The 24,430-nt window shown below is 67.8% G+C and carries 22 protein-coding genes and 1 pseudogene; 18 read left to right on the top strand and 5 right to left on the bottom strand.

The features are described from left to right. Window positions 1-536: 536 nt before the first annotated feature. From IPG68_03745 to IPG68_03710, 8 genes are all read left to right on the top strand, one after another. Window positions 537-1,151, top strand: coding sequence for a glycosyltransferase (locus tag IPG68_03745; protein ID MBK6762428.1), 615 nt, complete (start codon window positions 537-539; stop codon window positions 1,149-1,151). After that, entirely contained in the window at window positions 1,115-1,642 is a 528-nt protein-coding gene (locus tag IPG68_03740; protein MBK6762427.1) for a glycosyltransferase family 4 protein, read from the top strand. Before IPG68_03745 ends, IPG68_03740 begins: the two co-directional genes overlap by 37 nt. Window positions 1,643-1,944: 302 nt before the next feature. Further along, complete coding sequence (locus IPG68_03735; GenBank protein MBK6762426.1) at window positions 1,945-3,288, top strand: hypothetical protein; 1,344 nt, start codon at window positions 1,945-1,947, stop codon at window positions 3,286-3,288. Window positions 3,289-3,319: 31 nt separating this feature from the next. After that, window positions 3,320-3,556 (top strand): hypothetical protein, encoded by a 237-nt coding sequence (locus tag IPG68_03730; GenBank protein ID MBK6762425.1) that lies wholly within the window; start codon window positions 3,320-3,322, stop codon window positions 3,554-3,556. Window positions 3,557-3,639: 83 nt separating this feature from the next. Continuing rightward, window positions 3,640-4,230 (top strand): ABC transporter permease, encoded by a 591-nt coding sequence (locus tag IPG68_03725; protein ID MBK6762424.1) that lies wholly within the window; start codon window positions 3,640-3,642, stop codon window positions 4,228-4,230. Further along, complete coding sequence (locus IPG68_03720) at window positions 4,170-4,469, top strand: hypothetical protein (GenBank protein ID MBK6762423.1); 300 nt, start codon at window positions 4,170-4,172, stop codon at window positions 4,467-4,469. Before IPG68_03725 ends, IPG68_03720 begins: the two co-directional genes overlap by 61 nt. Before the next feature lie 381 nt (window positions 4,470-4,850). After that, window positions 4,851-5,714 carry an ABC transporter ATP-binding protein gene (locus IPG68_03715; protein MBK6762422.1) on the top strand — a complete coding sequence of 288 codons (864 nt, stop codon included), beginning with the start codon at window positions 4,851-4,853 and terminating at the stop codon, window positions 5,712-5,714. Window positions 5,715-5,732: 18 nt separating this feature from the next. After that, window positions 5,733-7,778 (top strand): glycosyltransferase, encoded by a 2,046-nt coding sequence (locus IPG68_03710; GenBank protein MBK6762421.1) that lies wholly within the window; start codon window positions 5,733-5,735, stop codon window positions 7,776-7,778. Here IPG68_03710 and IPG68_03705 read toward each other — a convergent pair. The 4 genes from IPG68_03705 to IPG68_03690 all read right to left on the bottom strand — a co-directional run bounded on the left by IPG68_03705 (window position 7,775) and on the right by IPG68_03690 (window position 11,059). Next, entirely contained in the window at window positions 7,775-8,641 is an 867-nt protein-coding gene (locus tag IPG68_03705) for a glycosyltransferase (GenBank protein MBK6762420.1), read from the bottom strand. The genes IPG68_03710 and IPG68_03705 overlap by 4 nt on opposite strands. Beyond that, the gene (rfbA, locus tag IPG68_03700) at window positions 8,638-9,507 is read right to left on the bottom strand and encodes a glucose-1-phosphate thymidylyltransferase RfbA (protein MBK6762419.1); all 870 of its coding nucleotides are present in this window, start codon (window positions 9,505-9,507) and stop codon (window positions 8,638-8,640) included. The genes IPG68_03705 and rfbA overlap by 4 nt, the downstream gene beginning before the upstream one ends. 65 nt (window positions 9,508-9,572) lie before the next feature. Next, window positions 9,573-10,355, bottom strand: coding sequence for an NAD-dependent epimerase/dehydratase family protein (locus IPG68_03695; protein ID MBK6762418.1), 783 nt, complete (start codon window positions 10,353-10,355; stop codon window positions 9,573-9,575). Further along, window positions 10,352-11,059, bottom strand: coding sequence for an NTP transferase domain-containing protein (locus IPG68_03690; protein MBK6762417.1), 708 nt, complete (start codon window positions 11,057-11,059; stop codon window positions 10,352-10,354). The genes IPG68_03695 and IPG68_03690 overlap by 4 nt, the downstream gene beginning before the upstream one ends. A 94-nt stretch (window positions 11,060-11,153) precedes the next feature. Here IPG68_03690 and IPG68_03685 point away from each other — a divergent pair, with 94 nt between their 5' ends. The 8 genes and pseudogenes from IPG68_03685 (at window position 11,154) to IPG68_03650 (ending at window position 19,039) form a co-directional block, all read left to right on the top strand. Next, window positions 11,154-12,350 carry an SDR family NAD(P)-dependent oxidoreductase gene (locus IPG68_03685; protein ID MBK6762416.1) on the top strand — a complete coding sequence of 399 codons (1,197 nt, stop codon included), beginning with the start codon at window positions 11,154-11,156 and terminating at the stop codon, window positions 12,348-12,350. A gap of 23 nt (window positions 12,351-12,373) precedes the next feature. Continuing rightward, a pseudogene (rfbB, locus tag IPG68_03680) lies at window positions 12,374-13,352 on the top strand (dTDP-glucose 4,6-dehydratase). Further along, entirely contained in the window at window positions 13,349-14,194 is an 846-nt protein-coding gene (gene rfbD, locus IPG68_03675; GenBank protein ID MBK6762415.1) for a dTDP-4-dehydrorhamnose reductase, read from the top strand. The pseudogene rfbB and the gene rfbD overlap by 4 nt, the downstream one beginning before the upstream one ends. A 36-nt stretch (window positions 14,195-14,230) precedes the next feature. Then, on the top strand, window positions 14,231-15,163 hold the full coding sequence (locus IPG68_03670) for a glycosyltransferase family 2 protein (protein ID MBK6762414.1): 933 nt from the start codon (window positions 14,231-14,233) through the stop codon (window positions 15,161-15,163). 44 nt (window positions 15,164-15,207) lie between these two features. Then, on the top strand, window positions 15,208-15,789 hold the full coding sequence (locus IPG68_03665) for an N-acetyltransferase (GenBank protein MBK6762413.1): 582 nt from the start codon (window positions 15,208-15,210) through the stop codon (window positions 15,787-15,789). Further along, the gene (locus tag IPG68_03660; GenBank protein ID MBK6762412.1) at window positions 15,786-16,862 is read left to right on the top strand and encodes a DegT/DnrJ/EryC1/StrS family aminotransferase; all 1,077 of its coding nucleotides are present in this window, start codon (window positions 15,786-15,788) and stop codon (window positions 16,860-16,862) included. The genes IPG68_03665 and IPG68_03660 overlap by 4 nt, the downstream gene beginning before the upstream one ends. Then, a complete protein-coding gene (locus tag IPG68_03655; protein ID MBK6762411.1) occupies window positions 16,862-17,851 on the top strand; it encodes a Gfo/Idh/MocA family oxidoreductase in 990 nt (329 codons plus the stop codon). The genes IPG68_03660 and IPG68_03655 overlap by 1 nt, the downstream gene beginning before the upstream one ends. Window positions 17,852-17,923: 72 nt before the next feature. After that, window positions 17,924-19,039: a glycosyltransferase gene (locus tag IPG68_03650; GenBank protein ID MBK6762410.1), complete on the top strand. Its 1,116-nt coding sequence runs from the start codon at window positions 17,924-17,926 to the stop codon at window positions 19,037-19,039. A 4-nt stretch (window positions 19,040-19,043) separates the two neighbouring features. Here IPG68_03650 and IPG68_03645 read toward each other — a convergent pair whose 3' ends face one another. Continuing rightward, window positions 19,044-21,665 carry a glycosyltransferase family 4 protein gene (locus IPG68_03645; GenBank protein MBK6762409.1) on the bottom strand — a complete coding sequence of 874 codons (2,622 nt, stop codon included), beginning with the start codon at window positions 21,663-21,665 and terminating at the stop codon, window positions 19,044-19,046. Between the two features lie 1,437 nt (window positions 21,666-23,102). Here IPG68_03645 and IPG68_03640 point away from each other — a divergent pair. Together IPG68_03640 and IPG68_03635 are read left to right on the top strand one after the other, a co-directional pair. Next, window positions 23,103-24,002, top strand: a complete 900-nt coding sequence (locus IPG68_03640) for a glycosyltransferase (GenBank protein ID MBK6762408.1) — start codon at window positions 23,103-23,105, stop codon at window positions 24,000-24,002. A gap of 11 nt (window positions 24,003-24,013) precedes the next feature. After that, window positions 24,014-24,421, top strand: a complete 408-nt coding sequence (locus tag IPG68_03635) for a GtrA family protein (protein ID MBK6762407.1) — start codon at window positions 24,014-24,016, stop codon at window positions 24,419-24,421. The last annotated feature ends 9 nt before the right edge of the window (window positions 24,422-24,430 follow it).

Below are 24,430 nucleotides of genomic sequence, written 5' to 3'. Positions count from 1 at the left end.
CAAGCGGCGGCGGGTGTCGCGGGCTGGTACCAGGTGCCGTCGCGGAGCATGGCGCAGATGACGTCGGTGCGGCGGTGGGCTAGGCAGATCAGGGCGGCGTTGTGTTTCTGGCACCGGGAGCGTTTGCGGTCGTAATGGACCCTCGATTCGGGGTCTTGGAGGGCGGCGAACGCGGATAGGAACAGGGCGTTCTTCAGCCGTTTGTTACCCCGCGGGCGGGGTGTTCCCCTTTGAGCGAGGATCCGGAGCGTCGGGTGACCGCGGCCAGGCCTGGCTGATCGACCACAACCACCACCGGGCCATACACAGCCAGCGCGACACCCTCAGCAAACCAGCCAGATCCATACGCGAGGCCGAAACCGATGGGTGCTTCTGCACCAGAGCGTGGACTAGCGGCCCAGGGAGATGAGGATTCCGCTGCCGCACGGGCCGGGAGACTGCCGTACACCCCTGGATAGAATCGTAATCGACGGACAAAGTGAGTTGGAGGTACCTTGCGACAGGCCACGACCGCTTCAACGTCGGGCAAGCGTCTGGTGGTTGGTCTTGACTACTATGCACCCTACGTCAGCGGATTGACCAACTCTGCTCGCGACATCGCTGAGGGCCTCGCCGGAATGGGCTGGCGCGTCACGGTCGTCGCGGCCCAACACTCCCCCCGCGTACCCCTGCGAGAGGTGATCGGGGGCGTCGAGGTCATCCGGGTTCCCACAGTCGGACACATCGGAAAAGGCGTCATTTCGCCGCGGCTACCTAGCGTCTGCGTGAGACACATGTCTCGTGCAGATGTCGGTTTGCTGCACCTTCCGATGGCAGAAGCAGGAGCGATCGCAACCATGCTGCGCAGAAGGACTCCCCTCGTGGCGATGTACCACTGCGATGTTCATCTACCTCCGTCATTAGTGAACAGGTATGTCGAGAGGGCTGTGGACACGTCCTCCCGCATCTGCGTTCGTCAAAGTGAAAAGGTGGTCGTGACTTCGACGGACTATCTGGCCTCGTCGCGACTCCGATCAGCGATCTGGGACAAACACTCGGCCATCCCCTCCCGCGCATGTCCGACCGCTCGGGGTGCCTGCGTACAGAGATGGACCAGGGCCCCACGTGGGCTTCCTTGGGCGACTTGTGGAGGAGAAGGGTTCCTTATCTGATCGAAGCTTTCCAACTGGTGGCAGGAGAGGACTGGAGACTGCTTATCGGAGGCGACTACGAAGCCGTCGCAGGAGGAAGCGTGGTCCGAGAATTCACCCGAGTGCTGGGTGAGGATCCGCGAATCAGACTCCTCGGTTTCGTGCCGGAGGAGCGCATGGGTGATTTCTACGCCTCGCTGGATGTCTTCGCCTTTCCCTCAGTCAACCCGCTGGAGGCGTTCGGCATCGCACAGTTGGAGGCAATGTTCAGCGGCGTTCCGGTTGTCGCCAGCGAGTTGCCCGGGGTGCGGCAACCGATCCTGCGTTCAGGGTTTGGGCGTCTGACGCCGCCCAGAGACGTGGAGGCATTGGCAGAAGCGATGCGCGAGGTGGTGAAAGCGCCGAAATCGGTGTGGGAGGGCATGGCCGATTCAGCCGAGGAGGCTTTCGGCATCACCAACTGCATCGACTCCTGGGACGCACTACTGCTGGCCGCAGCAAGGGCGACATAGTGCTTGCATCGGTACTGTTGGTGGTCGCTCAAGTCATCTTCGTCTTCTCCATTGCCCTCACGCCCGGGCAGGGGAGGCAGGGTCCGACGTCGGTACGCCTCCTAGCGGCAGGAGTACTGGCCCTCGTTGTCCCCGCGGTCACGTCGACCTGGCTTCTTCTCGCCGGCATCAGCAGCTCGATCGGCGCGGCTGTCTCTGCAGTGGCCCTACTTGGTGCAGGCGTTGCCGTGTTCCTTCGATCCGGCCGTCAGTTCACCCGGCCCAGTATCCAGCCCTGGGAGGCAGGCCTGCTAATCGCCCCTATGGCGCTGCCCGTGCTCCTTCAGCTAGTTGGCGCTTGGCTCAAGCCTGAGGCGTCGGTTGACGGCCTTTTATACCACGGTCCCGCCCTGGCGAACATCATCGAGGAGAACAGCCTCTTCGGCTGGGAGGCAGCCAACCAGTACCTGTACTTCAGTGACCTGCAAATGGTGCTGGCGGCGCTTTGGGCACCCATTTCAGGCGACGTCAAACTGGAGGATGCCGTCCAGGCTCCCTACTTCGGACTCGCTGTCCTCGCCTTGTACGTCGCTTCCAGCACAACCTCGCGCAACCGCATCCCCAGGATGTGGATGGGATTGCTCGTGGTGATCACTCCAGTCATGTGGACCCAAGGCAGAGTCCTGTACGTAGATGTTGCCAGCGCTGCCCTCTTCGTGGCTGGTATCGCAATGACGATGGCCGCCGTCCGATGGCGAACCGCCTGGGCCTTCTGGATCGCCTCCGCGGCGGTCGGAGCGAGCGTCGCCACCAAACCCTCAGCCCTTTTCGCCGGAACCGCATGCTTCGCACTCATGCTTGCTGTCATGGTCGGATCACGTCGTTGGGTCACGCCGGTTGTCGGCGTCCTGACGTTCCTTGTGACCGCGGTGCCGTTCTACATACGCAATCTCGTCAGTTTCGAGAATCCATTCTTCCCGATTGCCAGCAAGCTCGGACCACTTCAGTTCCCCGGACTTGTGGACGGGGCCACCTTCACGCCGTCAGGAGGATCGGGGTCACTCGCTGATCCCAGCCGCTTGTTCACCTTCCTTCAGAACATCGTCACGGGTGTCGTCTCGGGAACACCGCGTTGGCTCTACGATCCGCGAGAGGGTGGCTTCGACCGCACACCCGTGCTGCTGATCGGCGCAGTCACGATCAGTGCAATCATCCTCGTGATGGCCTCCAGAAAGGACGATGCCCGGTTCGTCGCACCAGACAAGGCCTGGTGGCTCCTACCAGGTTCCGCTTTCCTCGCAATCGCTGTGCAACCGAATCCGTCGGACTCCCGCTACGTGATAGGGGCCTACCTGTGTCTCCGCGCCGCATTCATAGGCATCGTGTCGATCATCCCCGAGGACTCCAGGAGCGGGCTCCTCCTCACCATCCCTCTCGTCGCCCTGATCGCGGGGCTACTCATCACTACCGAACAGCGAATGCTCTTCGGGATACCCGAATCGCTGCGACTGAAAGCGGCCGACCCCCTCTACAACACAGGGCTTGACGGCGCGACGGTCGCGTACGGCGACCGATACGCCTGGCTGGACGATGGATCCTGCTCTCGTGTAGTGGTTCAGACACATGGAGGTCTAGGACCGACGGGAATGCCCGCCGAGGACTACTGACCACCTACTCCTACGGGCTGTGGGAGACCGATTGTGCAACGACGTCCGGTTCGTTCCCACGCCGGACTTGGAGAAAGCCCGATCCGTCCTCTTCAACCCTTCCATCCGCCGCGACATCGGCACCGCCGACTTCATCGTTCTCAAGACCGAAAATGCGGGCGCTTGGCGAGAACTGATCTACGAGGAAGGACGGAGCGCAGATGAGGTGGCTCGCATCGAAAGCAGCGAGTACTTCCCCCTTTCGGAATCGGTCTGGCGCCTTTCCTGAGGCCGTCACGCTGGCGGGCTGGGCTTGGGGAGGAGCCATCCGGGTACACTCGCGCCGAGTGCCTACGCGACCGAAGGAGGGACATGGCTGCGCCGCCCAGGATTCGCGGCAGTGACTCACCATCGCTTCGTAGCCGGTGGCCCCTCATCTGGTCGTTCGCGCAACGCGATCTCAAGGCGCGGTTCACGGTCACCGCCTTGGGGCTGCTGTGGACCCTCATCGTCCCCCTGGCCACGGTGCTGATCTACAGCGTCGTGTTCTCCGTCATCTTCCGCGCGCAGGCACCCCCCATGGGCAGCGGTCAGTCCGTGTTCGCCGCCTGGTTCTTCTGCGGGCTGGTCACCTGGAACGTGTTCTCCCAGATCTCGAGTTCGGGGATGAGTTCGATCGTGGGCATGGGCGCGATGTTGCAGAAGGTCTACATCCCCTCCTACGTACCGGTGGTCTCCGCCGGCGTGTCCGTCGGTGTCGAGCGGCTGCTCGAAGCCGGCGTGATGCTGCTGGTGATGCTGGTCCTCCTCAACGTGGGCTGGACCTGGTTGCTCTACCCCTTCGTGCTGCTGCTGCTCGGCGTGTTCGCCATGAGCCTGGCTACCTGCTGGCAGTCGCGAACGTGCACTTCCGCGACACCGGCCAGATCTTCGCGATCGTCATGCAAATGTGGTTCTTCCTGACCCCGATCATGTACCCGCTGGACCTCATCCCCGAACAGTGGCACGGCCTGCCCCTGCGCGAACTGTTCCTGCTCAACCCCATGACGAGTTTCGTGAACATGACCCGCGACCTCGTCTACGGACTGCAGATGCCCAACCTGGGTTCCGTCGCGTACGCCGCGGCCTGGACCGTGGCCGCGCTGGTGCTGGCCGTCGTCGTCTACCGCCGCTACGGCCGAGACGTGAGCGAAGCCATCTGATGAGCGACGCCGTCGAAGCCGTCGGGCTGTCCAAGCGCTTCCGGGTGCACCGGGAACGACGTACCACCTTCAAGGAACGGTTCGTGCGCGGCAAGGCCGACCGGGGCCCGGAGTACTTCTGGGCCCTGAAAGACGTCAGTTTCAGCGTGGCCCGCGGATCGTCCCTCGGGCTCATCGGGCACAACGGATCCGGCAAGTCCACCGCCCTCAAGGTCCTCGCGGGCATCTACCGGCCGACGTCCGGCGACGTGCAGCGTCAACGGCTCCGTGTCGGCCCTGCTCGAAGTCGGCGCCGGCTTCCACCCCGAACTGACCGGGCGGGAGAACATCCGGCTCAACGCCACGATCCTGGGCTTCACCCGCCGGGAGACCGACTCCTTGATGGACCAGATCATCGAGTTCGCGGACATCGGGGACTTCCTCGAGGCGCCCGTCAAGCACTACTCCAGCGGCATGTACGTGCGTCTGGGATTCGCCGTTGCCGTCATGGTGCGTCCGGAGATCCTGATCGTCGACGAGGTCATCGCGGTCGGGGATGAGGAGTTCCAGCGCAAGTGCTTCGACTACCTCCACGGACTGCGCAAGGCGGGCACCAGCCTGATCATCGTCTCCCACGGGCTGAGCAGCATCACCGATCTGTGTGACGAAGCCCTTTGGCTCGAGGCCGGGAACCCGCGGGCACTGGGGCCCTCTCCGGCCGTGACGCAGGCCTACCTCGACGAGGTCAACAACCGGGAGGCGGCGAAGTCCGTGCAACCGGCCGTTGTGACACCCGACGCAGTGCCTCTCGCGGAGGGCCGCCGTGGATCGGGCGAGATCCGGTTCCTCGCCCTGGAGATGATCAACGGTGGCGGGGAGTCGACGTCGGTACTCATCAGCGGAGAGCCCGCCCGCCTGCGTATCCACTACGAGTGCGTCACGGAGGTCACCGACGCCGCGTTCACGGTGTCGCTGCGCAACCGCATCGGCGCTGAGGTGCTGATGCTCTCGTCGGTCAACGGCGGCAAGTTCCACATGATCCCGGGGCGGGGATACGTGGACTTCGTCACTGACGAGTTGCTCCTGCTGAGCGGTACCTACGCCGTGAACTCCAGCATCACGTCCGAGGGGACGGTGCTGGATGCCTGGGCGGAGTGCGCGGAGATCACCGTACGTCCGGCCGGCGTCGAGGTGGGGGGTACCTACCTGCAGCGCGGTGCGTGGGTCCACCTGCCCCTGACGACCGAGGTCCAGTCGCCATCGTGAGTGGGTAGGGTCGGCACCATGCCGTACCGACTGTCGGACGCCAGGGAAGCAGAGCGTGCCATCCGCGAGTTCTGGCGGGCCCGCGCGTCGTACGCCGACACCGAAGGCCTGAGACGTGAGAACGCGCACCTGCGGCAGGAACTCGACACGGCGCGGGCCGTCAACGAGGCTCTGCTGGGGAGTAAGGCGATCCGCGCCGCAACGATGGTCAAGCGGGTGGCGCGCAGGAACCGGCACGCCGAGCAGCCGGCACCCGAACCACAGCGGGTCGCCTTCTCCGTGGCGATGACCGTGCACAACAACGGTGCCTGCGTGCGGGAGGCCGTGTCCTCGGTCTTCGCCCAGACGCTTCCGGACTGGGAACTGCTGATCTGGGACGACGGCACCACCGACCCGGAGACCCTGGCCGTCCTCGAGGAGATCGACTCCCCCCGCGTGCGGATGCTGCGCGCACCGAACCAGGGTGTCGTGGGGGCCCGCAATGCCGTCGCCCGCGAGGCACGCGGCGAGTTCCTGATGTTCCTCGACCCCGACGACGCGCTGCGTCCGACCTACCTGGAGAAGGCGCTTCTGACCTTCCGGCGCTTCCCCGGGGTGGACATCGTGATCCCGTCGGTCAAGGTGGAGTCGGAGACGGCGTACCCCTACTGGCTGCCGGCGCACTTCGAGGAACGACGCATCGCGTACGAGAACACCGCACCGATCAGTTCGGTCATCCGGCGATCCGCCTGGGACGCGGTCGGCGGCATGTCCCCGGAGATGACCGAAGGGTACGAGGACTGGGAGTTCTGGCGCCGCTGTGCGGCTGCGGGCCTGCAGGGCTGGGTCCTCGACGACGCCCTGTTCGTCTACCGGCACTCCGAGGTGACCGGCCGTGACGCCCGCGCCCGGCAGAAGAAGCACGAACTCGTCCTGCGGATCAAGCAGCTCAACCCGCGGATATCGCATCCGGCGGCGCCGATCGACGCTGAGCCGGGGGCGATCAGCGCGGACCTCGCCTCCCGGGTGTTCCATGTACCGGCCGAGGCCCCCAACATCATGGTGGTGTTCGCCCCCTGGGTGCTGCACGGTGGTGGGGCCGACGGCTTCCTGCGCACGACACTCAGCGCACTGTCCGAGCACATGACGATCATCCTGGTGACCACGCAACCCGTTCCGGTGGGTCACCTGTCGGCGATCAACGACTTCCTCGACATCACTCCCTACGTCTACCACCTGCCGGGGCTGGCGCCGCCGGAGGACTTTGCCGCGATCGTCGAGTCCCTGTTGTACCGCGTGCCGGAACCGGCGATCGTCAACATGGGTTCACCGTGGGCCTACGAGCACCTCGCCCAGATCCGGACGTGGACCAGAGGATTCGGGCCCGTCGTGGACATCCAGTTCAACCACATCGGGCACCTGGCCGAACTGCTGGACAACCGCGAGCACATCGACACGGTGCTCGCCGCGAGCCAGCATCTGAAGAGCCTGCTGGACGACTACTTCGAGATCGGCACTGACGTCGATGTGATGTACGTGGCCCCGCCCGAGGCCGAGTCCGAGCTCGGGCGAAGGCCCACCGGGCCACGCCTGCGGGTCGGCTGGCTGGGCCGCAACTCGCCGGAGAAGCGCCCCGACCTGGTCGCCGACATCGCCGCCTCGTCACCGGAGATCGACTTTGTGCTGGCCGGCAGTGGCTTCCAGGACTTCGAGTCCCCGGTTCCGAATCTGCACATCACAGGCTTCGTGGACGACGCCCGCACCTTCATCGCCGGCTGCGACCTGCTCCTGAACACCTCGGACACCGAGGGGATCGCGGTCAGCGCGATGGAAGCCCTGCAATGCGGGGTGCCGGTGGCGACCCGCGATGTCGGCGGGATGACCGAGCTGATCCGCGACAACCACAACGGGTTCGTGTACGACGCCTCCGATATCACCGGCCTGGTAGCCCGGCTGACAGATCGGGCGCTGGTCAACTCGGTTCGGGACATCGCCGAGCAGGAGCGACTCCCCGAGCAGTTCCGTGTCGAGTCGATGCTGGCCGCCGTGAACCGGGCGGTAACCCAGCGGGTCGCGCAGCTCTAGGGCTGCCTCGTCGGCGTCCGCCGCGTGACCGCCGGCCGCTTGCCGAGCCGCCGGCGCCACCCGTCGGCGAGTCCCTCCCGGACTGCGGCGCGCACCTCCGGGCCCCCCTCCCGGACACTGAGCCAGGTGGCCACGAGCAACCGGCGCAGGTACACCAACGCCCACCGGGGATGTCGCCGGGCGTGCCGGCGCAGCACGACGATCCCGTTGCGTGTGATGTAGTAGCGCCGCAGCGGGGCGTGCCGGCTGGACCACACCCGGCGGCCGAGAAAGCGCACGAAATGGCCGTCCCCGAGGGCGTGCTCGAACCCCACCGGGGCCACGCAGACGTCCCAGCCGGCGCATTGCAGGCGCAGGCAGACGTCGGTGTCCACGGCATCGATCACGAGGCGCTCGTCGAAACCTCCGACCTCCGCCAGCGCGGTCGCGGCGAACAGGGTCCCGGACTGGATCGACTCCTGGACGACCATGACGCCATCGGAGAAGTGCCCAGAGTGGTGCAGACCGGAGAATTCCACGGCACCCACCGCGCCCGGTCTAAGACCCTGTCGTTGGGCACTGCGTTCGCAGGCGAGCAACTGCTGCACGTAGTCGTCAGGGAAGGATGAATCCTGATCCACCGTCAGCACATGCGTGGCACCTGCCGCGACGGCGGCTCTGACCCCCTGGTTGAGGGCCGCGGCGATGCCCCGGTTCTCGGGCAGGCGCACGACGTCGATGCCCTCGTACGCCACAGGCACGGAGGAACCGTCGTCGACGACCACCAGGCCCTCCACCTGTTCGCGCAGGCCGCGCAACCCCGCAGCAGTGGTCTGCGGCGGCTCGAGGACCGGGCACACAGCGATGACCAGGGGGGCGTTCACCGGACGTCGTCCACGAGCCCGTTCAGGTACTCGCCGTAGCCGCTCTTCAGCAGGGGCTCAGCCAGGTCGCGCAACTGCTCGTCGTCGATCCAGCCGTTCCGCCAGGCGTACTCCTCCAGGCACCCCACCCTCGTCCCCTGCCGCTCCTCCAGGACGCGCACGTAAAGCCCCGCATCCGCCAACGAGTCGAAGGACCCCGTGTCCAGCCACGCAGTGCCCCTCGCCAGCGCGGTGACTGTAAGGCGGCCCTGCTGCAGGTAGATGGCGTTGAGCGAGGTGATCTCCAGTTCGCCGCGCGCGCTGGGGGTCACCTGCCTGGCCACCTCCACCACGTCCGGCCCGTAGAAGTACAGGCCAGGGACGGCGAACCGGCTGCGCGGTCTGGTGGGCTTCTCCTCCAGGCGCACGGCCCGCCCGTCGTCGTCGAACTCCACCACGCCGTAGGCACTCGGATTCGACACTTGGTAGGCGAAGATGTGCCCGCCGTCGATGTGGCGCAGTTCCCGTAGCCGGGTCCCCAGGCCCGGGCCGTGGAAGATGTTGTCGCCCAGGATCAGCGCCGCACCGTCACCGGCCAGGAACTCCTCCCCCAGCAGAAAGGCCTGGGCGAGACCCTCGGGGCGGGGCTGCACCGCGTACTCGAAACGCATCCCCAGCTCAGCACCGTCGCCCAGCAGTCGCACGAAGTTCGGCCGGTCCTCGGCAGTGGTGATGATCAGGATGTCCCGCAGGCCGGCGGCCATGAGCGTGCTGATCGGGTAGTGGATCATGGGCTTGTCATAGACCGGGAGCAACTGTTTGCTCACACCGCGGGTGATCGGCCACAGGCGGGACCCGGTCCCCCCGGCCAGCACGATCCCCTTCATCGCCGCCATTCTAGTCGCGTGACATCGAGTCCATCGACGGTCCCGGTGCGGGACAGCCCCGCCGCTTACAGCCCGCCGACCAGCAGCCGTGCGACAGCCGCGGCACCCAGCCGCTCCCGCATTCCACTGACCGCCTCCCAGGCGTCCGGCCGGCACCACATCTGCGTCGCAGGGAACTGTGCGAGGTCTCTCACCCCAACCGTCGAGCCGAGAGCGGACACCGCCGCCGTGGCCAGGTCCAGCACGCTCACAGGCAGCCCACTGGCGAGGTTGAACAGGCCCGCAGGCCGGCTGTCAACGGCGTGTGCCACGCTCCGGGCGACGAAATCCCGGCCCACATAGTCCCGGACGGTGCCCGCGCTCAGGACCTCCACGTCGACGCCGTTGTTGACCCCCGCGAGCACCCGGGCACGGATGTCAGCCAGCGGGCTACCGGGCTGTGGCGGGCTGTCCGCGACGTTGAACAGCCGCAGCACGGTCGCGTTCCGGCTTGCGAGCGCGAGCTGCGTCGCCTCCAACTTGGTGCGACCGTAGTCGGCGGTAGGGGCACAAGCAGTCGTCTCCGTCACGGGACTGCGGACTCCCAGCCCGTACTCGGCCGCAGACCCGAGTTGCACGAGCCAGCCAGCGGTCTCGAGCAGATGATTCACGAGTTCGACGTTGCCGTCTCGCAACTCCGGCAGGGAGCCGGTCCTCACTCCCGCCGCATTGACGATGACCGGGCGTGGGCCCGCACGCCGCAGGACTCCGGCAAGCTCACCGGCGGCCAGCACGGGTATGGCATCGGGCAGTTCCCGGCAGATCGCCGAGCCGAGCCAGCCCCGTGCCCCCACGACCACGACCGTCACAGGACCTCGCCTTCGCCGATCATCTCGTTGGCGCGCACCAGGTCCTCCGGGCGCCCCAAGTCCATCCACAGGGCGTCCGTCACCATGCAATCGACCAGCTCGCCGGCGGCCACGAGACTGAGGAGGAAGTCGGGCATGTCCACCCGTCCCTGCGGAAGGTGTTCCAGCGCCCGGCCCCGCAGCAGGTTGATCCCGGTGCTCACCGTGTGGTGCAGTTGCGGCTTCTCCGCGATCCCGCGCAGCCTGCCAGTCTCGTCGACATCCACCACCCCGAAGTCGATGACCACATCCCGCTCGACACACACCATCGCCGCGAGCGCATCCCCGGCTTCGAACGCGGCCATCGTGGCCGCCAGATCCAGGGTCGTCAGCGTGTCCCCGTTGAGGACCAGGAGGGTCTGCTCCGCATCCACCCCGTCCAGCAGATTCAGCGCACCCGCTGTACCCAGTGGCTCCGGCTCGCGGGTGTAGTCGATCGCCAGGCCGAACCGGCGGCCGTCACCGATGACCGCCTCCACCAGGTGGCCCAGGTAGCCGAGACTGATCGTGACCTGCTCGATCCCCGCCTGCGTGACGCCCTCGAGCAGCCGCTCGAGGATGGTCTGCTGGCCCAGGGGCAGCAGGGGTTTGGGCAGCACCCAGGTCTGTGGCCGCAGCCGGGCCCCCACCCCACCGGCCAGTATGAACGCACTGCGCGCCGCCATGGTCCTCCGTCCACCGATATCCCGAGCGTAGCCACGGCAGGCCGAAGTGACCTCGGCTGACGCGGGTTCTCCCCCCATGGGCCACGCTAGAGGAGTGAAGCGCTCCATCGACGACGTCGACCGGATGGCCGCGGCCGTCACCGGTCGCGAGCAGTCCATCTTCCAGGACGCGCTGGTCCAGCAGTGGCCGGCGCTGCAGGAACGGATCAGCGGCCGGACGGTGCTGGTCACCGGTGCCGGCGGGTTCATCGCCACCGCGACCCTGCGGGTGCTGCTGTCCCTGCAGCCGGCCACCCTCGTCCTGGTCGACATGGACGAGAACCGGCTGGCCGAACTGATCCGCACCCTGCGGACCGAAGACCTCGTGCCCACGAGCACCCGCGTCGAGCCCCGGCTCGTGGACATCACCACCGCCTTGTCCGACAGGCTGCTGGATTCGGTGCCGGCCGTGGACACCTGCCTGCAGTTCGCCGCGGCCAAGCACGTGCGGACCGAGCGCGACGCGGTGTCGCTGCTGCGCATGCTGCACGTGAACGTCAACGGCACGCTGCGCGTCACCCGCGCCCTGAAGGATCGCGACCCGGCCGCGAACGTGTTCGTCGTGTCGACCGACAAGGCCGCGGACCCCTCCAGTTTCATGGGTGCCAGCAAGCGGCTCATGGAGATGGGGGCGCTGGGCATCAACCCCTCGGCGACGACCACACGCTTCGCGAACGTGGCCTTCTCGACCGGGTCGTTACTGGAGTCCTGGCTCATCCGACTGCGGCAGGGCCAGCCCTTGGCGGTCCCCGCCGACACCTGGCGCTTCTTCGTCTCCCCGCAGGAGGCGGGGCAGTTGTGCGCTATCGCCGCAACGGCGCCCGCGGGAGGCATCGTCGTGCCGGACGAAACTGCCACCGGCATCTCGGAGCTCGCCGCTGCGCTGCACCGGGTGCTCGCCGAAGTGGGTGTGGAGCCGGTGCTGTTCACCGACGAGGCCGAACTGCACCGCGCCGAGGTCTCAGCCGATGCGTACCCCGTCCTGGTCACCCCGCGCGACACCTCCGGGGAGAAGCAGGCCGAGAAGTTCGTGGGCGCTGAGGAACGGCGGGCACCGTGGCTGCCGGCGCTCGGCGTGGTCCACTCGGTCACCGACGCCGCCGCCGCGCTCGACTTCGCCGGGTGGGTCGAGGGCCTCGTGGCGGATCCCGCCCGGCCGGTCACGATCGAGGACATCGCCGCCCGCATGCATACCGCCGTGCCCGGATTCCGGCACCAGTCCAGCGACAAACGCCTCGATGACCGTGTCTGACGCCGACGAAGGATACTGCTGACGTGAACCTCCTCGTGACCGGAGCTGCGGGCTTCATCGGGTCGAACTTCGTGCGCCGCATGCTCACCGGCGCCTACCCCGGCCACAGCTCAACCAACATCACCGTCCTGGACAAACTCACGTATGCGGGCGTGCGGGCCAACCTCGACCCGGTGTCGGACAGCCCCCGGTTCACCTTCGTCGAGGGCGACATCTGTGACGGTTCGATGCTGGCCGAACTCCTGCCGGGACATGATGCGGTCGTCCACTTCGCCGCCGAGTCGCACGTCGACCGGTCCATCACCGGCGCGTCGGACTTCGTGCTCACCAACGTGCTCGGCACCCAGCGACTCCTGCAGGCCGCCCTGGACGCGGGCGTGTCCCGCTTCCTCCACGTGTCCACCGACGAGGTCTACGGCTCGATCGACGAGGGCTCCTGGTCCGAGGACTTCGCGCTGGCTCCCGAACTCGCCGTACTCGGCCTCCAAAGCCAGCTCCGACCTGTTGGTCCGGGCCTACCACCGCACCTTCGGCCTCGACGTGGTCATCACCAGGTGCTCCAACAACTACGGGCCTTACCAGTTTCCGGAGAAAGTGATCCCGCTGTTCGTGACCAACCTCATGGACGACCGGCCGGTGCCCCTCTACGGCGACGGGCTCAACGTCCGGGACTGGCTGCACGTCGACGACCACTGCCGCGGCATCCAGTTGGTCCTGGACGGCGGGCGCGCCGGAGAGGTCTACAACATCGGTGGCGGCACCGAACTGACGAACCGGGAGTTGACCGACCGCCTGCTGGAGGCCATGGGCGCCGGCGAGCAGATGGTCCAGCCAGTGGCCGATCGCAAGGGCCACGACCGGCGCTACTCAGTGGCCATCGACAAGATCAGCACGGAGCTGGGCTACCAGCCGCAGGTGGACTTCGCCACCGGACTCGCAGACACCATCAACTGGTACCGCACCAACGAGAAGTGGTGGCGACCGCTGAAGGGGACCTCGTGACCTGGCTGGTCATCGGGGCACGAGGCCAACTCGGTACCGACCTCACGGCACTGCTCGGTCACCGCGCAGTGGGCGTCGACCTGCCGGAGATCGACATCACGGATCCGGGCTCCGTGCGCGCCGTTGTCGACTCTGTGGAACCGGCCGTGGTGGTCAACTGCGCGGCGTACACCGCCGTCGACGCCGCTGAGACCGATCCGCAGACCGCGGAGGCCGTCAACGGGCTCGGCGCCGCGAACGTGGCCGTTGCCGCTGCGCGTGCCCGGGTGATCCAGGTGTCGACGGACTACGTCTTCGACGGCAGGGCCGACGCCCCCTACCCGGAGGACGCCGAGCCGTCCCCCAGGTCGGTCTACGGGCTGACCAAACTGCACGGTGAGCAGGCGGTCCTGCGCCACCCGGACTCCTACGTAGTGCGGACCGCGTGGCTCTACGGCGCGACCGGGAAGAACTTCGTCAAGTCGATGCTCGCCCTCGAGCGGACCCAGCCGACGGTGTCGGTGGTCGATGACCAGATCGGTCAGCCCACCTGGAGCCGGGACCTCGCCGCACAGGTCATCGCGCTGGGGGACTCCGCCGCGGCGCCGGGCGTCTACCACGCGACGAACGCCGGGCAGACCAGTTGGTTCGGCCTCACCCGGCGCATCTTCGACTTGATCGGCGCGGACCCGGCACGGGTCCTGCCCACGACCACCGACCGGTTCCCGAGACCGGCCCCGCGACCCGCGTACAGCGCCCTGGGACACGCGCGCTGGGGTGAACAGGGTCTGCCCACCATGCGCCCGTGGGACGAGGCGCTCGCCGAAGCGCTGCCTCTCATCGTCGCGTCGACACAGCCGTGACGCCGGGCCGGGATCCGACTCTGCTAGATATGAACCGTGTTCGATGAGCGCCAGGTGGCGGTGGTCGTCCCCGCGTACAACGAGGAACGACTGATCTCCACGACGATCCAGGGGGTCCCCGACTACGTGGACCACGTGATCGTCGTGGACGACTGCAGCACGGATGGGACCCTTGCGGCCGCCCGTGGTGTCGACGACGCCCGGGTGCGGGTGGAGCACCTGGACGAGAACCAGGGCGTCGGGGCTTCGATCGTCCATGGGCACCGGGTCGCCATGGAGCTCGGAGCCGAGATCATGGTGGTGATGGCCGGGGACGACCAAATGGACCCTGAGGCCCTGCCCAAGTTGCTCCGGCCGCTGACCGAGGATCACTACGGCTTCGCGAAGGGCAATCGGTTCTTCTCGACCTCCAGCCTGGCCGGTATGCCGCGGCACCGGGTCGTGGGCAGCATGATCCTCACCTTCCTCAACAAAGCGGCATCCGGCTACTGGCACCTCGTGGATCCCCAGAACGGGTACACAGCAGTCACCCGGGAGGCCCTCGAACTCGTCCCGCTGGACAAGGTCTCCAAACGGTACGAATTCGAGAACGACCTGCTCATCTGGCTGAACATCGCCAACGTCCGCGCCATCGACGTACCGATCCCCGCGCGCTACGGGCTCGAGGAGTCGACGATCAAGTTGCGCACGGTCGTGCCGCGGCTGTCCTGGTCGCTGTTCACCGGCTTCTGGCGGCGGATCTGGTACAAGTACGTCTTCTGGTCCTTCTCCCCGATCGCCCTGCTGCTGTTCACAGGACTGCTGTGCCTGTTCGTCGGCACCGGAGTCGGCCTCTGGGCCACCTACGAGGCGTTCCAGGGCAACAGCCCCACAGCGGGTACCACCGTCCTGAGCCTGATCCCGTTCATGTGCGGGTTCATCCTGCTCGTGCAGGCCTTCGTGCTCGACATCATGGAGTCGCCGGACTGAATCCGGCGCCGGTCTGGGAGACTCGTGCGGGGAGGCGACCATCGATGGAGATCGCGAGCGACGTCGATCCGCGCGCGCGGATCGGTGAGGGCACCCGGGTCTGGCACCACGCACAGGTCCGCGAGGGTGCCGTGCTGGGCGCGCACTGCGTCATCGGCCGCGGCGCCTACATCGGCCCCGGCGTGCGGATGGGCGAGAACTGCAAGGTCCAGAACTACGCGCTGGTGTACGACCCGGCCCGACTCGGCGACGGAGTGTTCATCGGACCGGCCGTGGTGCTCACCAACGACCGCTACCCCCGGGCCGTAGCCCCGGACGGCACCCTGCGCGGCGCCGACGACTGGGAACCCGTCGGCGTGAGCATCGGGGACGGCGCATCCATCGGCGCCCGGAGCGTGTGCGTGGCGCCGGTGACAGTCGGAGACTGGGCGCTGGTCGCCGCCGGCTCCACGGTCATCCACGACGTACCGGCCTTCGCGCTGGTGGCCGGCTCGCCCGCGAAGCGGATCGGCTGGGTGGGCCGCGCCGGTGTCCCGCTGCAACCTCTGGAGGGGGACCGCTGGCGATGTCCGGCCACCGGGGCCATGTACCGCCAGAGCGGCGAGACCCTCGAGGAGGACCCATGATCCCCGCAGCCAAGCCGATCCTCGGGGAGGAGGAACGCAGAGCCGTCGATGCCGTGATCGCGTCCGGCGGACTGGCTCAAGGACCCCAGGTGGCGGCCTTCGAAGAGGAGTTCAGCGCACTTGTGGACCGGTCCCACTGCGTTGCGGTGAACTCCGGCACGTCCGCGTTGCACATGGCCCTGCTGGCCCTGGGCATCGGCTCCGGCGACGAGGTCATCGTTCCCAGCTTCACGTTCGCCGCCACGGCCAACGCCGTGCGCCTGGCCGGTGCCACGCCGGTGTTCGCGGACATCGATCTGCACACCTTCTGCCTGGATCCCGCCGCCGCTGAAGCCGCCGTGACCGAGCGCACGCGGGCGATCATGCCCGTCCACCTGTACGGACACCCCGCAGACATGGACCGGATCGCGGACCTGGCGCGACGCAAGGATCTCCTCGTGCTGGAGGACGCAGCGCAGGCACATGCCGCGCGGTGGAGCGATCATCCGGTCGGGGCGCTGGGCGACGCGGCAGCCTTCAGCTTCTACCCCACGAAGAACATGACCTCCGGCGAGGGCGGCATGGTGACCACGAGTTCCGCCGACGTCGCGCGCACCGTGCAACTGCTGCGCAACCAGGGCATGGAGAAGCGCTACCACAACGAGATCGTCGGCTTCAACACCCGTATGTCGGACATCCACGCGGCCATCGGTCGCGTGCAACTGCGGAAGCTGCCGAAGTGGACCGAGCAGCGACAGCAGAACGCGCGGTTCCTCACCGACAACCTCACCGGCGTCATCACCCCCCACGTCGACGACCGCGCGGAGCACGTCTTCCACCAGTACACGATCCGGGTCGCAGCCAACGAACGGGACGCGTTCGTGCAACGTCTGGCCGAACGCGGCGTGGGCAGCGGTGTCTACTACCCGGTGCCGGTGCACGCCCTGCCGTCGTTCGATCAGGACGTGGATCTGCCCCAGACCCGGCGTGCCGCCTCCGAGGTGATCTCCCTGCCTGTGCACCCCGCCCTGCGGCAGCAGGATCTGGAGACCATCGTCATCGCGGTGAACAGCGTCGCCGAGGCAGGTGCCTGATGTTGCGTGCCGGACTCGTCGGACTCGGCTCGATGGGGGTCAACCACGCCCGGGTACTGGCGCAGTTGCCGGACGTCCATTTCGTGGGCGTCGTCGACCCCGTCGCGGAGCAGGGACTGCGCAGTCAGGGCAGACCGGTACTCCCCGATCTCGACGCGCTGCTCGACCTGGGTGTCGACTACGTCGTCGTGGCCACTCCCACCGTGACCCACCTCCCCATCGGACTGCGCATGGCTCACGCCGGTGTGCACGTGCTCATCGAGAAGCCCCTGACCCTCGACGCCGCTGAGGCCGGGGAACTGACGCAGGCCTTCCAGAGCCGGGGGCTGGTGGGGGCTGTGGGCCACATCGAGCGCTACAACCCCGCGCTGCAACAGGCCCGCGACCGTATCGAGGGCGGTCAACTCGGGGAGATCCACCAGGTCGCGACCCGGCGGCAGGGGCCTTTTCCGGCTCGCATCGGTGACGTCGGTGTCATCCTCGATCTGGCCACCCACGACATCGACCTGACCGCGTGGGTCACCCGCAGCGAGTACACCGCCGTCTCGGCGCGGACCGCGCACCGCAGCGGGCGCCGGCATGAGGACCTGGTCGCCATCACCGGGACGCTGTCCGGCGGGATCGTCACGAACCATCTGGTGAACTGGCTGTCCCCCATGAAGGAGCGGGTCACAGTCATCACCGGGGAGCGCGGTGCGCTGGTGGCCGACACGCTGACCGCCGATCTCACGTTCTTCGAGAACGGTGTGGTGCCACTCGGCTGGCCGATGCTTGAGAGCTTCCGCGGCGTCAGCGAGGGCAACATGACACGTTACGCCTTCGCGAAGCCCGAGCCGCTGGCTATGGAGCACGAGCGTTTCCGCGACGCCGTCCTGGGCAAGAGCGACGACATCATCCACTTCGCTGCCGGAACCCGCACGGTGCGGGTGGCACAGGCTGTGCTGGAGTCCGCGACCTCCGGACAGACCATGCAGGTGACGCTGCCGTGAGCCCCCGCCCGGACCGAGCCGCGCTGCTCGATGATGGCCCCCGGTCGTGCCCCGGGATCCGGCGGCTGCCAGGTGCCTGAGTTCAGCATCCTGATGCCCGCCTACAACTACGGGCGGTTCGTGGGCCAGGCGATCGACAGCGTCCTGGCGCAGACCCACGCGGACTTCGAACTGATCGTCGTGGAGTCCGGCTCAGATGACAACACGTGGGATGTCGTCTCCGCCTACGACGATCCTCGGCTGATCGCAGTCCGCACCGAACGGATGCCACTGCCACACACACTGGCCGTCGCCCTGGAAAGGGCGAACGGGACCTGGGTGACGAACCTGAACGCCGACGACCGCTTCCTGCCCGAAGCGCTGGCTGCGGTGTCTGCCAGGCTGCGCAGCCACCCCGCGATCGGGGTCCTCGGGGTGCATCTGCGCACGATTGACGCCGACGGTGACCTGCTCGCAGACCAGGTCACCGCGGAATGGGTCAACACCACACGGGACCTGAACGACCCGGAGGCCTGGATCTGGACCAACCACCTGGTCGGTTGTGCGTTCATCCGGCGCAGTTCTCTGCTCGACGTCGGTGGGTACGGGGACCTCGACACGATCCTCGACTGGGATCTCTGGATCCGGGCACTGGCTGCCGGTGAGCACTTCGACGTGCTCCCTGAGGTCCTGTTCGAGTGGCGGCGCCACGGGGCGAACCTCACTGGCAGCCGGCCCCTGGCCACGGTTGAGCAGTACGGTCAGATCGCTCGTCGTACGCTGCTGCCCTTCCTGCGCAGGTCCGGGCGCGACGACCTCGTCGCACGTACCCTGGCCGGCTTCATCACCAATGACGTGCTCGCCCACGCCGACCCGCAGGTGCGCCGGATGATCCTGGACGAGGTGGTCTACGACTGTCCGCGCGAGGAGCTGGACCAGGCGATGCACCTGGTCGCCGAGGAGGTACTGCGGCTTCGGGAGTACTACACGGAAACGGCCGTGGCGATGAGGCAAGGACAGCAGCAACTCGCCGGACTCACGTCTGAACTCGACGAGCGCACCCGCGAGGTGACCGCTCTCGCAGACCGGCTACACGCCTGCGAAGCCGACCGCCGACAAGCGCAGGCACAGCTGGAGGCTATTCAGAGCCGCGCTGTGTACCGAGCGGCGCGCAAAGCCGCGCACGTCCTCCGGCGGCGGCCGGGCTGACGCTTCAGCGGCCGTCGAGCATCCTGCGGTACAGCGACTGCAGCCCGGCGATGCGACTGAGCAAGGACACCCGGTCCGGTGGTCGTTGCTTGGCGATCGCCGTGACGATCCGCAGGAACTCCTCCCCGGCAGCGTCCCAGTCCCGCCACCCTTCCGCCGTCTGCAGCGCATTGGTCCGCAACGTTGCCAGCAGCGCCCGGTCGCCCCGCAGCCGGGCGACTGCGGCCGCAGCCGCGGCGGTGTCCCCCGTGGGCACCACCATGCCGTTGAAGCCATCCCGCACGTACTCGTCGTGCCCGGTGACGTCGTTACTGATCACCGTTCCCCCGCAGTGGAACATCTCCAGGGGCGGACCGTACATCCCCTCGACCTGGCTCAGCTTGATGAGCACGTCGCAGGATCGGTAGACCGCCGGGGTCTGCGCCGCAGGGATGCGCGCGATCACCCGGTCGACACCCGGATGATCCACCATGGCCGAGGGCGTCAGGAGCCACACCTCGTCGGCCCCTCCGCCGCGTGCCGCCGCCACCGCCTCCGGCACGCCCTTCATCGCCGCGTCGGATCCCTCGACCAGCACCCTGAGCCCCTCGGTGGTGGGTGGGGCCAGCGTGTCACCCGCGGGACAGTAGCGGTCTTTGTCGATGCCGTTGCGGCACAAGAACGAGAACGAGTCGTGCTGGTAGGCCAGGTGCACCTGCAGCCAGGTGGCGATGGTGATGACCGGCAGGCCCACCGTGTACGTCAGTTCAGCCAGCGCCGATGAGTCCCGGTCCGGCCCGATCGCGTAGAAACGGCTCTCCGCGCTCTGCACGAAGTACACGGCGTGCCGGAAGCGGACGTTGGGCAGTTCGAAGACCGTCGGCCACCATGTAGCCACCGCAACGTCGAAGTCCCGGTCCGCGATGCCGGCCATGTCGCTGAACTCCAACCGGTCCAGCGCCGGATGCCAGTCGCGGGCGACCCCGCCCATGTCGAACATCGGGACCACGACGACCTGCGCCCCCGCGGCCTGGGCGCGCAGCGCGTGCTCGAAGATGACGTAGGTCCCCCCGCTGATATCCGCCGATCCGATGAGGAACACGATCCGCAGTCCCTGCGTTGAGGCGATGTCGGGACTGAAGCGGGAGTAGAACTCGTACAGCCAGGGGTTGAACGGCCGGTCCATCGTCACCGGCCGGCCAGCTCGATCAGGGAACTGACCGGACGCCACGCGAGGTAGCCGGACGCCCAGCCGGATTCCTGCGCACCGCGCCTGACGTGGTCGTACAGCGACCCCTGCAGCCACTGCGGCCCGGGGGGCGTTCTTGCCGAAACTCGTGACGTTCAACGCACCGAAGGAGTCGTCGTGGTCGCTGGCGAACCAGATGTCCGCCAGGCCCTCCGGGGGTCCCTCCCAGACATCGCGGGCCCAGTGCCCGGCCTGCTCGTGCAGGGCGTCAGCGGTGAATCCGAAGCCGGCCATCCAATTCGCCACAACGGGGGCCGCCGCGAGGGCCCCGCGCTGGTAAGCGGCGATCCCGGGGCTGACATGACCTGGCTCCTTGTCATGTTGCGGGACCACCTGCCCGTCGGCCTCCTCGAAGCCCACCGTCGAGGGCACATCAGGTGTCCACGGCCGCTCCAGGACTCCGGGCGGGTCGGCGAACGAGAAGGCCTCGCCCTGGTTGGCGTCGAAGGCGGCTGCGATCTTGCGAGCACCTGGGGGCTGGGCGTTGAGGAACGGGAACAGACCCAGGTAGACGCCAATCGACTCCCGGATCCCCAATGCACGCACTAGATTGTCCTGGATCGTGCCGCGCCACCCGATGTCAGCCATGAGGAACGGCTGCTCCAAGGTCGTGCGGGACAGGACGTAGCGACGCAGCAGGGACCGCGCCGTACGCACGTGAGCCTCGATCCGGGCCTCCACCGCCGGGTCGGCGAGCAGTCGCTCGATCCGCGGGTCCCGGCGCGCATCGACGACCACCTCGTCCAGCGTCAGACCCGCCGCGGCGACGTCGTCGGCGAACTGCTCGGGATCCAATCCGATGCTGACCAGCATCGCGCGCACGGACTGCCTGGCATACATCGACCACATGCGCTGCAGCGACATCCGGAAGGGGGCGGTGAGCGACGCCCCGAACGTCGCACGCCGGCTCAGGGCCAGGTGCACGGCCATCACGGGACGCACACCCGGTGGACGCAGGAGCGGCTCGATCGACTCGTGCACCGCGCTGCTGAACAGCCCCTCCCGGCTGACGTAGTGGACACGATCCAGACCCAGTGCGTAGGCCTGCTCGATCGCGCGGGCGACGTGGACCACGGCCAGCGGCGCGGTCATGATCCCGGCTCGCTCGTGCGCGGCGAACTCAGCGTCCCGAACCGCGATGCCCGCCAACTGCTCGCGCAGCCTGGCGCTGCAAAGTGCGATGTCGGCGCGGCCGAACTCGCCGGGTCCGGGGAAGCCGGCGGGCCGGTGCACCTGGACGGCCATACCGCCCGCGGCGACCTGGACAGCGACGTCGGAGTGTGGGTTGTCCCCCACGTGCAGGTGGGCCGCGGGCTGGACACCAGATCTGGCCCGGATGAGTTCCAGCAGGCCGCCGTCCAGGCGTTTCGAGCACCCTTCGTCCACCGACACGAACACCGGGACGTCCTGCCACGGTGGGCAGACCCCAAGGATCACCCTCCGCAGGGCGTCGGCGCGCATGTAGAAATCGGAGGCCACCGCGATCTCCCCCCAGCCGACGACGGACTCGACGTCGGGGCGTGGCCTGCTCCAGGCGATCTCGTCGGAGATCTCCGCCTCGACAAGTTGTGCGACCAGCTCCCCGGCCGCCCTCCGGCAGGTCCGCCATCTGGCGAAGAGTCTCGCGCAGCACGTCCGACAACTCGTACTCCTGCGCCGGATCCGACGCCGCCAACTGCGCTTCCACAGCCACTCTGCGCGCCATCGCCTCGAAGGCATCGGCGCCCTGCGGTGTGCCCCCGATGGCCGGGTTGAGGACCATGCGGCGGGCGGTGGCCAGTTTCGCTGCATCCGCCGGACGGTCCCGGACGATGAGTGTGTCCCACACGTCGACGGACACCAACTTGGGGTCGGCCCGATCGATGAGCTCAGCCAGCGATCCCGTGACGCGGTCGCCCCCCGGCATCAGCAGTGTGCACCGCTGGTCGGCCGGGTCCGCAGATCGTGGCAGGGCATCCGCCGAAGCCGCGAGCCGCTTCGCATGGGACGGATTCGCAGGGTCGCCGGTGCGCAGGCCGCCAGCCGCGTACTGCTCCCACGAGCATCCGGTGTACTCCGGGTCGACCTGCGTGCGCAGCAGGTTCGCCAACGAGACCCGCTTCAGCGGCCGCAGATCCACTGTGGGCTGCTTGGCCGCGGATCCACTGCCAGGCCGGCGGCGGCGCAGTCGTTTGCGCAGCGATACCGGCACGGTCCGGGACAGGGCCCTGGCTTGCGCCTTGGGCGACACCTCCAGAGGCAGGAGTTCCTGAACCCGGTCCCGAGCCAGAAGCACATCCCTCTCCAATGCGGTGATCCGGGCCTCCTGGATCACCAGCGCCTCGCGCAACTGCAGGACCTCCCCGGTGGTGGCCTCCGCGGGGCGCAGGTACGCAGCCGACCACTCCCGGAAGGCATCGGTCAGCAGCCAGTGCCAGGCCTGGTCCCCGGCAGGCAGCACGACCGCCAAGCCGGAGGCGAGGATCGCGACCGGGACCTCGCAGGCCTGATCGGCCCGCCAGCTGTCCACGAGCACGAGTGCGTCCTGCGACACCTGGACCTCGCCCGACCAGGTCTGCTCGGCGAGGACCAGATCCGCCGGTGCCTGCCCTGCCGCCGTGAACTGGACGAACGGCGCCACCTCCCGGATGATCGCGGCACCGGCACCTCCGGTGAGGTCCACCGCCACATCCGGACGGCGGACGGACAACAGGTCTGCGATGAATCGGCGGTGGCTGTCCCACCCGGTCGGCAGGTCCGGCGCGGGACCCTCTCCGGCCACTGTCCACATGCGGCCACCCTACCGCCCGTCCCACTCCCGGCCACGGTTCGCGCAGGCCTCGTTACCCTGACTGCGTGAAGGCGCTCATCGTCATGGCCACCCACAATCCGCGGCCTGACCTGCTGCGCCGGCAGATATCGTCGATCACGGCCCAGACCGAGCGGGACTGGGTCTGCCTGGTCCTCGATGACGCCTCCACCGACCGCAGCCACGTGACGTCCGCGCTCACCGATCCGCGCTTCCGGCTCCTACCGGCGCAGACACATCTCGGCGCCTACCTCGCCTTCGAGTACCTGCTGCGATCCTGCAGCGATGACGTCCCCGTGTTCCTCTGCGACCAGGACGACTGCTGGCACCCGGACAAGGTGGCGCGGATGCTCGCCGACCCGTCCCCAGCGGTCTTCAGCGCCATGCGGGTCGTCGACGAGCGGGGGTCAGTGGTCCGTGACCGGTTTCTGGCACACCCCCCCACCGGCGACCAACTCACACCTGCCGGCCTGTTGTTGATGAACTCGGTCTCCGGGGCGGCGATGGCGATCTCGCCGGAGGTGCGGGCCGCCGGTCTGCCGTTCCCAGCACCCGGACTGCGGGGATGGCACGACCAGTGGCTGGCTGCGGTGGCGGCCCGGATCGGCCCGATCCACTACCTCGACGATCCGCTGGTCGACTACACGCAGCACGCAGGACAGGTCACCGGGGACGGCCTGCGGCGCTTGTCCACCGCCGGTGCCCGGCAATACCTCCGACGGATGAAGGCAGTCGGCCCGATCCGGGAGTTGCGGGCACGAAGTGGCTGGGTACAGCACGCTGCACGGCGCCTGCTCGAACTTCCCGGGCCGGCGGACCACGATCTGCAGACCCTGGCCGAGGGACGGTGGGGTCCCCTGGTCACGCGCGAAGTCCGGGCCGGTCGCCTGCCCCTGCAACGGGCCGTCCTCCTGGCCGGGGGTCGCTTCGCGGGAACCGTCGGCTAGCCTCGGCTGCGATGGCGACACAGACCCGGGCAGTCACCCACCGCAAGGAGGTCGGCGGTTTCCTCGTCGTGGGCGTGGCGGCGGTGGTGCTCGACTTCGCCCTCTTCAACGGCCTGCTGTGGGCCGGCTGGGCGGTGTGGGCCGCCAACGCCGTGGCCCTGTTCGTGTCCATGACTTTCGCCTTCGTCGGCAACTACAAGTGGACGTTCGCGCACCGGGAGATCAAGTCCCTGGCACACGCGTACTCGGCGTTCGCGGGGATCAACGTACTGGCAGTCGTGTTCATCGAGGCCTTGGTCGTCGCCGCGGAGGTCCTGTGGGAACCGGGCGCCCTGTGGCTCAACGTCGTCAAGGCCGTAGCCACGGCGATCGCGACGGTCGGACGCTTCTTCGCCTACAAGAAGTGGGTGTTCTTCTAGGGAAGGTGC

Source organism: Micrococcales bacterium (assembly GCA_016703125.1).
Lineage (GTDB): Bacteria > Actinomycetota > Actinomycetes > S36-B12 > UBA10799 > JADKAV01.
This window is presented reverse-complemented; position numbering and strand designations above follow the sequence as displayed.